Annotated in this window: 11 protein-coding genes; 5 read left to right on the forward strand and 6 right to left on the reverse strand. The window is 36.8% G+C overall.

Features of this window, described 5'->3' with window-relative positions:
- Nucleotides 1-47: 47 nt before the first annotated feature.
- The 5 genes from ACZIX2_RS08825 to ACZIX2_RS08845 all read right to left on the reverse strand — a co-directional run bounded on the left by ACZIX2_RS08825 (nt 48) and on the right by ACZIX2_RS08845 (nt 5,615).
- A complete protein-coding gene (locus ACZIX2_RS08825; RefSeq protein WP_463339733.1) occupies nt 48-785 on the reverse strand; it encodes an outer membrane lipoprotein-sorting protein in 738 nt (245 codons plus the stop codon).
- A gap of 87 nt (nt 786-872) precedes the next feature.
- Entirely contained in the window at nt 873-2,672 is a 1,800-nt protein-coding gene (locus ACZIX2_RS08830) for a chloride channel protein (RefSeq protein ID WP_463339734.1), read from the reverse strand.
- The gene (locus tag ACZIX2_RS08835) at nt 2,669-3,343 is read right to left on the reverse strand and encodes a DNA alkylation repair protein (RefSeq protein ID WP_463339735.1); all 675 of its coding nucleotides are present in this window, start codon (nt 3,341-3,343) and stop codon (nt 2,669-2,671) included. The genes ACZIX2_RS08830 and ACZIX2_RS08835 overlap by 4 nt, the downstream gene beginning before the upstream one ends.
- Nucleotides 3,344-3,351: 8 nt before the next feature.
- Nucleotides 3,352-4,983 (reverse strand): gamma-glutamyltransferase, encoded by a 1,632-nt coding sequence (gene ggt, locus ACZIX2_RS08840; protein WP_463339744.1) that lies wholly within the window; start codon nt 4,981-4,983, stop codon nt 3,352-3,354.
- Nucleotides 4,984-5,030: 47 nt separating this feature from the next.
- Nucleotides 5,031-5,615: an acyl carrier protein phosphodiesterase gene (locus tag ACZIX2_RS08845; RefSeq protein WP_463339736.1), complete on the reverse strand. Its 585-nt coding sequence runs from the start codon at nt 5,613-5,615 to the stop codon at nt 5,031-5,033.
- A 146-nt stretch (nt 5,616-5,761) separates the two neighbouring features.
- On the opposite strand from ACZIX2_RS08845, the gene glmM reads away from it, so the two are divergent.
- Nucleotides 5,762-7,150 (forward strand): phosphoglucosamine mutase, encoded by a 1,389-nt coding sequence (gene glmM / locus ACZIX2_RS08850; protein ID WP_463339737.1) that lies wholly within the window; start codon nt 5,762-5,764, stop codon nt 7,148-7,150.
- Nucleotides 7,151-7,294: 144 nt separating this feature from the next.
- Nucleotides 7,295-8,782 (forward strand): aminotransferase class V-fold PLP-dependent enzyme, encoded by a 1,488-nt coding sequence (locus tag ACZIX2_RS08855; protein WP_463339738.1) that lies wholly within the window; start codon nt 7,295-7,297, stop codon nt 8,780-8,782.
- A gap of 61 nt (nt 8,783-8,843) precedes the next feature.
- Here the strand turns inward: ACZIX2_RS08855 and ACZIX2_RS08860 are convergent, their stop codons facing one another.
- On the reverse strand, nt 8,844-9,713 hold the full coding sequence (locus ACZIX2_RS08860) for a lysophospholipid acyltransferase family protein (RefSeq protein ID WP_463339739.1): 870 nt from the start codon (nt 9,711-9,713) through the stop codon (nt 8,844-8,846).
- Between the two features lie 110 nt (nt 9,714-9,823).
- On the opposite strand from ACZIX2_RS08860, the gene ACZIX2_RS08865 reads away from it, so the two are divergent.
- From ACZIX2_RS08865 to ACZIX2_RS08875, 3 genes are all read left to right on the forward strand, one after another.
- The gene (locus ACZIX2_RS08865) at nt 9,824-10,462 is read left to right on the forward strand and encodes a rhomboid family intramembrane serine protease (RefSeq protein WP_463339740.1); all 639 of its coding nucleotides are present in this window, start codon (nt 9,824-9,826) and stop codon (nt 10,460-10,462) included.
- Between the two features lie 233 nt (nt 10,463-10,695).
- Complete coding sequence (locus ACZIX2_RS08870; RefSeq protein WP_463339741.1) at nt 10,696-11,406, forward strand: DUF5020 family protein; 711 nt, start codon at nt 10,696-10,698, stop codon at nt 11,404-11,406.
- A 39-nt stretch (nt 11,407-11,445) separates the two neighbouring features.
- Entirely contained in the window at nt 11,446-12,138 is a 693-nt protein-coding gene (locus ACZIX2_RS08875; RefSeq protein WP_463339742.1) for an SIMPL domain-containing protein, read from the forward strand.
- Nucleotides 12,139-12,143: the final 5 nt, after the last annotated feature.

Consider the following 12,143-nt stretch of genomic DNA (forward strand, 5'->3'; position numbering starts at 1 on the left):
AAAAGTCCTTACTTTTCAATAAGGACTTCCAATTGGTTTTGTTATAGTTATTGAGCTGGAAAAGCATAGGCTTTTGCCTCTACAGTTGGATTCAAAGTGATTTTTTTAACTTTCATAGCTTGCCCTCCTTGATTCATTGCAAAAGGGAAGTAAATACCCTCAACTTCTTGGTAATCGCTCATAGTAGAAACCGATTTTTGACCTTTCATTGGGCCTTGTTTGATTTCTGTTTCGGTGGCGATTGGCAAATTGTTTTCGGTATCAAAATAGTAGTAGTTGATATCGTCCGTTTTAACGCCATTCACCGTAATTGGTTTTTTGGTTAATTTTATTTTGTAGCACTCTGTACCTTCTTTAGTTTCTTTACCCATTAGTTCGACAGCATAGCCTTTGGCTTTATAATCTAAAAAAGGATCTGGAAAATCAGCAGCACTTAGTTTTGCATTGGCCGTAGTTTCGGCATCCGATTTTTCGGCTTTCATGGTCATAAAACTAGTACTCCAAACTGTTTCGCCATCAGAGGCCATTTGAGTCATTTCTTTTCCTTGAATGTTGATTTTTACATACATTTTTCCGCCGGGTTCTTGAACGATTTCTACAGGAATTTCCATTCCTTGAGCATTAACCGTCATTTCCATCTTTACCCCTTTAAGGGCTTTTAACTTATCGGCTCCACCGATAGTTGTGATGTATTTAGCAATAATTTCATCTGCCGTTTGCGCCAATACCGTGTTGTTGCAAGCCATTAGTAACATGGCTAATGCCGCTAATTTTAGTACTCTCATAATTATAATTTTAGTTGTTTGATTTTGATAAAGTTAGTATTAGGTTTATTTTTTTTGTTACACTTGTTTTTATTTTTTTTTGCACGATTAATCAATAGTCATGGCTCTTAACTTGTTTCGGTAGGCATCGAGAGCCACTGATTTTGAGATATAGCCATAGTATTTTCCAGATTGTACTACAGGTAAATGGGCTTTTCTGGATTGTTCAAATTTGTTCATTACCGTTTCCATGCTATCCGATGGAAAAACAATAGCGGCAGGAGCAATCATGATTTCTTTGATAAGGGTGTATTTAACCCTGTATTTGTTGAAAATTATTTCGCGAATATCATTAAAGTGGACCACACCAATCAATTCATTTTGCTCGTTTACCACTGGAAAATTGACTTGGTTGGAATTTGAAATTAAGTCAACGAGACGTTCTAAATTTTCATCAGGGAAGACTGTCGAAAACGTTTTGTCGATAATGCTTTCGGTGTCTAGGGTAGAGAGTACATTGGTGTCTTTGTTTCCGGTAAAGGCATGTCCTTTTTTGGCTAGACTTTTGACATCTAAGGAGTGTTTTTCAAATCGCTTGGCAATGGCATAACTAGTTGAGGCTACTATCATCAATGGAATCATTAATCCGTATCCTCTAGTGATTTCGGCAATTAAGAAAATAGCGGTAAGCGGGGCATGAAATAGTCCACTAAGAATGCCTGCCATTCCCACAATAGTGAAGTTGCTAGTAGGCAAATGAGTGAGTCCGATTTGGTTCAAGAGCGAAGAAAAGAAAAATCCGGTATAAGAGCCCAGAAAAAGGGAAGGAGCAAAGTTGCCCCCGTTGCCCCCACAGCCCAAGGTGATACCAGTAGCAAATGCTTTAAGCGTCATGCTAGCACCGATGAAGAGTAGCAACATCCAATCGTTATTTCGAAACCCTTTGAAAAGCGTATTTTCTAAAAGTTGACCTGGGTCTTTTTGCGAAAGGATTCGAATGCTTTCATAACCTTCTCCAAATAAGGTAGGAAAAACAAAAATTAAGGCTGCTAGAATGCTAGAGCCTATAAGTGCTTTTTTGTAAACTGAAAATTTTAAAAGATGGAAAATGCGTTCCATTTTTTGAAAATTTCTAGAGTAATATACAGAAATCAGGCCAGTAAACATACCAAGTAAGACATAATAAAATACATTGGAAGGATTGAAATTTTGTTGTTCTCTAAAGGAAAGTAAGATGCTTTCGTCAAGGGCAATGGCCGAAACAATAGCACCAGTTGCTGCTGCAATCATAATAGGAGTAAAAGCAGAAATGCTCACGTCTACTAGAAGGACTTCTACAGCAAATAACACCCCTGCTATAGGAGCGTTAAACGCGGAGGCAATCCCAGCAGCCACTCCGCATCCAATAAGTAAGGTTCGGTCTTTATAGCTTAATTGGTATTTTTGTGCATAATTGGAGCCAAAGGCTGCACCTGTAATTACAATTGGGCTTTCTAAACCTGCCGATCCACCTAAACCCACAGTTAAAGAACTCGTGACGATTTGCGCATACATTTGTTTTCTAGGGATGATTCCCGCTTTTTTGGCTACGGCAAAAAGAATTTGTGAGGTACCCTTTTCGATAGTGCCACCTAAAACTTTATCCACTACAAAAACAGTCAAAAGAATCCCAATTATCGGCAGAATACTATTGATGAAATTGAGTTTTAAAATACTGTTGATGTACGTTGCAAAAGTATATACGGAATGCGCAAAATATTTTAACACAATAACCGCGAGTCCCGCAGAAATGCCAACTAAAACACTTGAAAGGAAAATAAATTGTTTATTGGTTAATTTGCTTTGCCCCCATACAATTATTGCTTCAGTTTTGCTAAACAGACTAGTTGCTAAAGATTTTAACTTCATGTTTTTTCAATATTTTTTAAGGCTTCTCTGTGGCTTAAGGGTTTTAGTGTTGTGTTTTTAACGTATGCTTTTACTTCTTCGGGGGCCGTTTTTGCGTATTCACGTAAGGCCCATCCAATGGCTTTTTGAATAAAAAAAGCATTTGAATTTTTGAATAAATCGCATAAGTATTTCATTTGCTTAAAGTTAGTATTTTTTTTGTAACCCAATTGAAAAAGTATGCAACTTCTGTTGAGCCACATATTGGGAGAATTTGAAAATTTATCTATAATGCGATCCGTTTGGTCTGGAAACTGATTGAGATACCCTCCTAAGAGGTATTTGCTGATGGGGTCTACGCTATCCCACCAAGAGTGAGTGAGAAGCATCTCTTCAATCCAAATTGCATCTTCTCTTTGAAAGTTTTTTTTAGTGTGCTTTATCAATAGCTCAATAGCACAATAATGGAATTCTCTCTGTGGTTTTTGGTACAATTGCAAAGCAATAGTTTTACCATCTCGATGGATTTCATCTTTATGATTTTTCAAGAGATTTTGAAGGATAGTTTTCCTCAAAGGCGTTGGAATGCCAAAAAACACAAAGTGATTCTTCATGTATTTGGCCATGGCTATACTTTTTTCACTATCGGCATGAAGTAAAAACGTTTTTTCTAATTCCGTTGTAAAATCCATAAACAGCGTTATAAACCAATTGCAGTATCGTCTCCTCTAAAGTCGGCCCCTCCTTCTAATTGCTGATTGGGCAATACTAAGATGGCATCCACTTTGCCAATTACAGGAGTAGTTTTTTCGTTGATGATGTAGTTTTTGGCTTTAAGATGTTCAAAAGTTTGTTTGTCGAAGGTATTGGGTTCAAAAGTAATCACATCGGGCAGCCATTGATGATGGAAACGAGGAGCGTTCACGGCTTGTTGCATGCCCATTTTAAACTCGTAAACATTCAAGATGGTTTGTAATACCGAAGTAATGATAGTGGATCCTCCCGGAGTGCCCACTACCATGAATAGTTTGCCGTTTTTTTCAACAATAGTTGGTGTCATGGAGCTTAGCATTCTTTTGCCTGGGGCAATACTATTGGCTTCGTTACCAATCAATCCAAACATGTTGGGTTCTCCAGGTTTCGCACTAAAATCATCCATGGTATTATTCAAAAAGAACCCTAATTCTTCGCAGTAGTATTTGGAACCAAAACCATCATTTAGGGTAGTGGTGGCAGCAACAGCATTGCCATAAGCATCTACAATTGAATAATGGGTGGTTTCGGTACTTTCTGAGTAAGCTACAGTACCTTCTTTTATCGTGCTAGACAAAGTAGCTTTTTCTGGATTGAAATTGCTCATTCTTTCTTTTAAGTAATCCTTGTCAAGTAATTGATTGACTGGAATTTTATGGTAATCTGGATCGCCTAAATAGAAACTTCTATCGGCATAAGCACGGCGTTCGGCTTCCACAATTACTTGAATGGCCTCGGCGCTGTTGTGCCCCATTTTGGCCAAATCAAAGGGTTCAATCATTTTAAAAATTTGTCCTAAACAAATACCGCCACTGCTTGGAGGGGACATGGAAATGATTTTTAACTCTTTGTAATCAAATTGAATGGGGTTTCTCCATTTGGCTTCGTATTGTTTTAAATCTTTTAAGGTGATTATTGCCCCTTTTTTTTGCAAATAATCTACTAGAATTTTCGCTGTTTTTCCTTTGTAAAACTCGTCTTTTCCGTTTTTGGCAATTCTACGTAAGGTTTGAGCTAAAGCGGGATATTTGACAAGATCATTTTCTTGAAAATCTTTAGCGAACAAAGTTTGTTCTCCATTTGCTTTAACAATTGAGGCTCTGTATCGGTCCAATTGATTTTTCTGTTTTTGGGTAACACGAACTCCACTTTCCGCAAGAGCAATTACAGGCTCTAATAGTGTAGCGATAGGCAGACTTCCTAGTTTTTTATGCACTTCAAATACACCTGCTATGGTTCCAGGTACTCCGATAGCCAAGGGGGTATCTGTACTTTTTCCTTTGATTACATTTCCATCAGCGTCAAGATACATGTTTTTGGTCGCTGCCAATGGAGCTTTCTCACGATAATCAATGGCACCCGTTTCGCCATTGGCTTTGCGATACACCATAAAACCACCTCCACCAAGATTTCCGGCAAAGGGATAAGCTACAGCTAAAGCTAGTTCTGTAGCTACCATAGCATCAAAGGCATTGCCTCCTTTTTTCATTATTTCAATGCCAATTTTACTGGCCTCTTCTCTAGCCGAAACCACCATGGCTTTTGATGCCATTATCCCTTTTTGTGCATTAGTATTCATAGTAATTTGTAGGCATAAAAAAACAGAAAGGAGCGGTTGTGCAATTTTCATAATTGTTTGATTTTGATTGAAACTTGATCTTGTAGGTCTTTAAAAACTAGGCGGAATTCTGACTCGAATTCGGTATAAAATTGGGTGAGTTCCTGAGTCGCCAAACCCATTTTGGATTGATTTTGCGTTCGGCTGTCCATTTGAGATAGAATGACTTGTAACCCTGTAATCGATTGATAATTGTACAACCAATTGTTTTTTATCATATAGGGCAGCATATTTTGTACGCGTGGAGTTAAGTATTCATAATGATTTTCGAGCGATTGATAAAAATGGGCTACATATTCCTCTAGGGGTTCCGATGTGTATTGATGCCAATTTTTAGCTAAAAAGTGGTCGTAGAACATGTCTACAATTACCCCTGCATAGTGGTGATAATTGGCATGCAATCGTTGGGTACTTTGTTTAAAAACAGGATGATTGTCGGTATAAAAATCAATAAAACGATGCAGCAAAATGCCTTTTTGAATGGGTAAAGGAAATTGTTCGTATTTTTTGCCACGGATTCCATCGGCCATAAAATTGCCAATTTTAAGGAGCTCATCCTCGCCTGATAAAAAAATATGTGCTAAAAAATTCATGAAATATTTGCCTATTTTTCAAAGATACAAACTTTAAAAAGGTAATCAAGTGTTGCTTTCATTTCATTTATCAAATTCTTTCCAAAAGGGGATACTAAGCCCATCCAACTTTTTTATATTTGTATCCTTAACCAAATTGAAAAAAAATGACATTAATCAAATCAATATCAGGTATCCGAGGAACCATTGGAGGAAAAGTGGGTGACAATTTAACTCCAGTAGATGCAGTAAAATTTGCTTCGGCCTACGGAACTTGGTTAAAGCAACATAGTAATAAAGAAAAAAATACCGTTGTAATTGGTAGAGATGCTCGTATTTCTGGACCTATGATTCACAATTTAGTGGTGAATACCTTATTAGGTTTAGGTATTGATGTAATCGACTTAGGATTGTCCACGACACCTACTGTTGAAGTAGCCGTTCCTATGGAAAAAGCGGATGGCGGAATTATATTGACCGCGTCACATAACCCAAAACAATGGAATGCCTTGAAGCTTCTTAACGAAAAAGGAGAGTTTTTAAGTGGTGCCGATGGCGAAAAAATATTAGCCATTGCTGAAGCGGAAGCTTTCGATTTTTCAGACGTGGATAGCTTGGGCGAAATCACTATCAATGACGCTTATATGGATATTCATATCGATGAAGTATTGAATTTACCCTTAGTCGATATTGAAGCAGTAAAAGCAGCCAACTTCAAAGTAGTAGTTGATGGTGTGAATTCATCAGGCGGAATCATCATCCCAAAATTATTAGAGCAAATGGGGGTTGAAGTGGTAAAATTGTACTGCGAACCCAATGGTCATTTTCCACACAATCCTGAGCCTCTGAAAGAACATTTAACGGATATTTCAGCTTTAGTGGTCGAAGAAAAAGCACATTTAGGCATCGTCGTAGATCCAGACGTTGATCGTTTGGCTTTTATTTCTGAAGATGGCGAAATGTTTGGCGAAGAGTACACTTTGGTGGCTTGTGCCGATTATGTGTTGAGTCAAACTCCGGGTAACACGGTTTCGAATATGTCTTCTTCAAGAGCGTTGCGCGATGTAACGGTTGCTCACGGGGGCAGCTACGAAGCGAGTGCCGTAGGCGAGGTGAATGTAGTGGAGTTGATGAAAAAAAATAACGCTATCATTGGTGGTGAGGGCAATGGTGGCATCATCTATCCTGAGTTGCATTACGGTCGCGATAGCTTGGTGGGTGTGGCTTTGTTTTTAACGCATTTGGCTAACAAAAAAATGAAAGTTTCTGATTTGCGTGCTTCATATCCTGAATATTACATGAGTAAAAATAAAATCGAATTGACCCCTCAAATTGATGTGGATGCGATTTTGGTAGCCATGACCGATAAGTACAAATCAGAAAACATCTCTACTATTGACGGAGTGAAAATCGATTTTGCCGAAAATTGGGTGCATTTAAGAAAATCGAATACCGAACCGATTATCCGCATTTACACCGAAGCTGCTACGCAACAATTGGCAGATGATTTAGCGTTGCGAATCATAGACGAAATCAAAGCAATTGCTGGTTTGTAATGTAAAATACAACCTTCTATATGTTATTTAAAACCCTTATAGTGTACTACTGTAAGGGTTTTTTTCTTGACTAGGTGTTAAAATCTAAATGTGTTTAGGGAAGTCGGTCAAATACAATATATTTGTAATCTAATCAAAAAATAAATGGTAAATATTGAAAAAGAGACGTCGTTAGAGCAGTATTTTCAACAATTTCGTAAGAATATAATTGGAATCGATCAAGAATTTGAATCTCCTTTTGGGGTTAAAAAAATCATCTATACTGATTGGACCGCAAGTGGTAGATTGTATCGTCCTATAGAAGAGAAGCTTATGAATTCCTTTGGCCCATTCGTGGCCAATACTCATACTGAAACCACAGTTTCGGGTACTACCATGACTAAGTCGTATCATCACGCACGAAACATAATCAAAAAGCATGTAAATGCTAATGCCGATGATGTATTAATTACCGACGGCACGGGAATGACGGGGGTAGTGAATAAGTTTCAAAGGATTTTAGGGATAAAGGTTCCCGAAAATTTAAAAGAATATTTCTCTTTGCCAAAAGAGAAAAAACCGGTGGTTTTTATTTCTCACATGGAACATCATTCTAATCAAACGTCTTGGTTAGAAACCATCGCCGATGTGGAAGTGATTCCTTCTACAGAGGATGGTTTGTTTTCATTAGATAATTTAAACGCATTGTTAGAAAAATATGCCGATAGAACCTTAAAAATTGCATCGATAACATCTTGTTCTAATGTTACGGGAATTCGTACTCCTTACCACGAGGTGGCTAAATTGATGCACCAAAATAACGGGGTTTGTTTTGTGGATTTTGCTTGTTCAGGTCCTTACGTATCCATTGATATGCATCCTGAAGATCCAGAGGCGTATTTAGATGCCATTTTCTTTTCGCCTCACAAATTTTTAGGTGGTCCCGGTACCTCGGGCGTCTTGATTTTTAATAAAAAATTATACAAAAACATGGTGCCAGATTGTCCTGGTGGAGGTACGGTTTCATGGACCAACCCTTGGGGAGAACATAAATACATTGATAATATTGAGGATCGCGAAGATGGAGGTACACCAGGATTCCTACAGGTAATCAAGACTGCCTTAGCCATTCAATTGAAAGAAGAAATGGGGGTAGAGAATATTTTAAAAAGGGAACATGAAATTGTACAATATGTTTTTGATGCGCTTCAAGATGTATCAAATATCAAAATATTGGCAGGACAGCATCAAGAGCGTTTGGGGGTGATTTCGTTTTTTATTGACGATTTGCATTTTAATTTAGGAGTGAAACTGCTCAATGATCGTTTCGGAATTCAAACACGTGGGGGGTGTAGTTGTGCGGGTACATATGGTCACTTTTTGCTGCATGTAGATCAAGAAACCTCTAATAAATTAGTTAATGAAATTTCGTTAGGCGATTTAATTCGAAAACCAGGTTGGATTCGTATGTCGATACATCCTACCACCACCACAGCAGAAATTGAGTATGTATGTAGAGCCATTCAAGAATTGGCTGTTCATCATAAGGAGTGGGGTTTGGAGTATCATTACAATCCTGATACCAACGAATTCATTCATCAAAAAGCTTCTCATTTTGAAGAGGCATTAGTCCATAATTTATTTTTGGACTAGTACTTTTTATACAGTAAAAAAAAAAAACTCATGATTTTCATGAGTTTTTTTTTTTTTTGAATTATTTTCTGTGTTTCCATCTCTTGTGCGTCCACAAATAAAATTCGGGGGCTTCTTGGATTTGTTTTTCTACTAGTTTTAAGTATTGATCTGTAATTTCAAAGTCAGGTTTGCTTTTCGGGTTTTCGGTAAGAACAGAAAAGGTAGCCTCGTAATATCCACGCTTTACTTTTCTAACATCTACAAAAAGTACACTCAAATTATGTCGTTTGGCGAGCATTTCGGCTCCAGTATGAACAGGTACCTCAATTCCCATGAAATGACTCCAATGAAATGCACGATTTAATTTGGGCGATTGATCGCTCACTAAGGCATAGAGGCACAATTGGTTTGTTTTTTCGTTTTCATGAATAAAACTGATAGTCTGACTAGTTGTAACTAATTCGGTACCAAATTTGGAACGAATTTTTCGGACTAGTTGATCAAAATGTCTATTTGCAATTTGTTTATAGACTCCAACGCCTTTAAATTTGGTTATGCTACTAATAGAAATCAACCATTCCCAACTAGCATAATGAGAAGTTAGTAGTACAATACTCTTTTGTTTTTCTTCAAATGATTTAAGGACATCCAAGTTTTTTATTTTAAATCTTTTTTGCATTTCTTTTTCTGAAATTGATAATGTTTTTATCATTTCAAGAAACATATCGCATAGGTGTTGGTAGAATTTTTTTTCAATAACCAAACGTTCCTTTTGTGATAAATGGGGTAATGCTAAGGCAATGTTTTGGCGTACTACTTTTTTGCGATAGCCTATTAATCGGTACACTATAAAACAAATGCCGTCTGAAAACCAATAAAAAAGGCGAAAAGGAAGTATAGATATTAGCCAGAGAAATGGAAAAACAATTAAGAAAATAAGCAGTTGCATTGGTTTTTTTTGAGCAAATATAACTTAAAATAGCAAAATTATCCCACTATGAGCGCAAGGGATTCTATTTAAAGATCCTTATATTTACCATTTACTTTAAAAATTTACAGATGAATTTACTTTTACTGCTGATTATCTTAGCAAATGTCTTGGTGAGTTATAAAGGATGGAATGACGTTTCTTTCTTTAGAAAATATGAATTTCATATTGGTAGTATACGTGCAGGAGAGCAAGTTCGTTTGTTTTCTTCTGGTTTTTTGCATGTAGATGTGCCTCATTTGGTGTTTAATATGTTGACGCTTTATTTTTTTGCTCCTGTTGTGATAGGGTTTTTGGGTACAATTTCTTTTTCTATGGTGTATTTTGGAAGCTTGCTTTTTGGAAGTTTACTAACGCTTTCCTTTCATAAGAATGATTTTAGTTATAGAGCTGTAGGGGCATCAGGTGCAGTAACAGGCGTGCTGTATTCGGCTATTTTATTGCAACCCGATATGATGTTAGGGTTGTTTTTTATTCTACCAATACCTGCTTATTTGTTTGGTATTTTGTATTTGTTTTATTCTATTTATGGGATGAAATCTCAAAATGATTCCATTGGGCATACTGCACATTTTGGTGGAGCGGTAGGAGGGTATGCAATTACGTTATTAAAAGCACCAAATTTATTTACCGATCATTTGTTGATGGTGGTGTTATTAGCTATACCAATTATTGTCCTATTTGTATTGGAGAAAATGGGTAAAATTTGAATTTGCTGTAGATTTAATAATGGCAATTGTATCTATACTTTTTTTCTTCATTAAAAATTTATAACGATTTTACTTGTTGTGTTTTTTGTTTGATTTTAAGGCGATAACGTTTTCTGTTTGTCAATTTCAAATTTCTTACTTGTTTTTCTTTTTTACTCATTTAACTGTTTCATTATTAAGAAAAAAAGCATCAAATTTGTGTTTTATATTTTAACATTTAAAGATAAAACGGAATGAAAAATTGGTTTTTGTTGCTTGTAGTCTTGGTAAGTTTTTCGATAACTGCTCAAAATGTTCAATTGCATTATGATATGGGCGATGGGCGGCAGTATTTTACCTCTACGGTGGAGTTTTTCAAATTAGATAAATGGGGGAATACCTTTTTCTTTATTGATATGGATTATAGCGGTACTCAAATAGATGGAGAGAATGCTCCTGGGATAGGATTGGCGTATTGGGAAATTGCTCGTGAAATTAAGCTCTGGAAGGCTCCTGTTGCTATACATCTTGAATACAATGGAGGGGTAAGTGCGAATAAAAATGTTAGAACTTTTGGTACGGCATATTTAGTAGGTCCTTCTTATACTTTTTTAGCCAAGGATTTTTCAGGAAGTTTAACCCTTATGGCTTTGTATAAAAACATACGGAATACTTTGAATGATACCCCGCATAATTTCCAATTCACTGCAGTTTGGACTAAGAATTTCTTCAATAATCAATTGACATTTAATGGGTTTTTAGATTATTGGACTGAGAATCATTTGGTTTTATCTAAAGATGGCCAAGCTAGAGCGTCTAAAGCTATTTTTTTATGTGAACCTCAGTTATGGTATAATGTTACTAGAAACGTATCTTTAGGAGGTGAAGTTGAGCTGTCTAATGATTTTGCAGGAGGAGATGGATTTTTTGTGAGGCCAACACTGGCAGCCAAATGGAATTTCTAGAACTTTTCCACTATTTACTTTAATTTAAAACCAAAAAATATGAAAGGATTTTTGACTGTTGCTACCTTGTTTAGCTTCTTTTTGATGGGGGCGCAAGAAACTAGGCCTTTGCCTCAAATTTCAGTTAATGGAGAGGGTAAAATTCAGGTTGTGCCGGATCAGGCTACTATCTTGGTTTCTGTGGACACCAAAGGAAGTTCAGCCAAGGAAGTTAAAAGAGAGAATGATGTTAAAGTGGAATCCGTACTTAAACTAATAAAGAAAATAGGGCTTCCTACGGAGGATTTTAGAACCAATCGGGTAGTATTACAGCCTAATTATGATTGGCAGTCTAAAAAACGTTTATTTAATGCTAACCAATCGGTTGAAATCGTTTTGAAGGATTTATCAAAATATGCCGAGTTAATGGAAGGTGTAGTTGATGCTGGTGCTAATCGCATTGATGGGGTAACTTTTCAATCTTCAAAAATGGCTCTTTACCAAACGGAGGCAAGAAAATTAGCGATGAAAGATGCCAAAGGTAAAGCGGATGATTTTGTGTCGGTTTTAGGGCAAAAAGTTGGCAAAGCAATATTGATTTCTGATGGATCGCCCGTTTATACTCCTCCTCGAGTTTTTGCAATGAAGGCTATGGCTGCTTCTGAGGGTGTGGAAAGTGATTCTAGAGAGACAGTAGCACTAGGTGAGATAACCATTCAAGTGAATGTGAATGTGAGTTTTCTTTTAGAATAAAAAAC

It is taken from the genome of Flavobacterium riviphilum, from assembly GCF_055231795.1.

Excerpts from the sequence above, each read along its gene's own strand:
- ACZIX2_RS08875 (WP_463339742.1), top strand. The coding sequence starts at position 11,446 with ATGAAAGGATTTTTGACTGTTGCTACCTTGTTTAGCTTCTTTTTGATG.
- ACZIX2_RS08825 (WP_463339733.1), bottom strand. The coding sequence starts at position 785 with ATGAGAGTACTAAAATTAGCGGCATTAGCCATGTTACTAATGGCTTGC.
- ACZIX2_RS08870 (WP_463339741.1), top strand. The coding sequence starts at position 10,696 with ATGAAAAATTGGTTTTTGTTGCTTGTAGTCTTGGTAAGTTTTTCGATA.
- ACZIX2_RS08830 (WP_463339734.1), bottom strand. The coding sequence starts at position 2,672 with ATGAAGTTAAAATCTTTAGCAACTAGTCTGTTTAGCAAAACTGAAGCA.
- ACZIX2_RS08865 (WP_463339740.1), top strand. The coding sequence starts at position 9,824 with ATGAATTTACTTTTACTGCTGATTATCTTAGCAAATGTCTTGGTGAGT.
- ACZIX2_RS08835 (WP_463339735.1), bottom strand. The coding sequence starts at position 3,343 with ATGGATTTTACAACGGAATTAGAAAAAACGTTTTTACTTCATGCCGAT.
- ACZIX2_RS08860 (WP_463339739.1), bottom strand. The coding sequence starts at position 9,713 with ATGCAACTGCTTATTTTCTTAATTGTTTTTCCATTTCTCTGGCTAATA.
- ACZIX2_RS08855 (WP_463339738.1), top strand. The coding sequence starts at position 7,295 with ATGGTAAATATTGAAAAAGAGACGTCGTTAGAGCAGTATTTTCAACAA.
- ACZIX2_RS08845 (WP_463339736.1), bottom strand. The coding sequence starts at position 5,615 with ATGAATTTTTTAGCACATATTTTTTTATCAGGCGAGGATGAGCTCCTT.
- glmM (WP_463339737.1), top strand. The coding sequence starts at position 5,762 with ATGACATTAATCAAATCAATATCAGGTATCCGAGGAACCATTGGAGGA.
- ggt (WP_463339744.1), bottom strand. The coding sequence starts at position 4,983 with ATGAATACTAATGCACAAAAAGGGATAATGGCATCAAAAGCCATGGTG.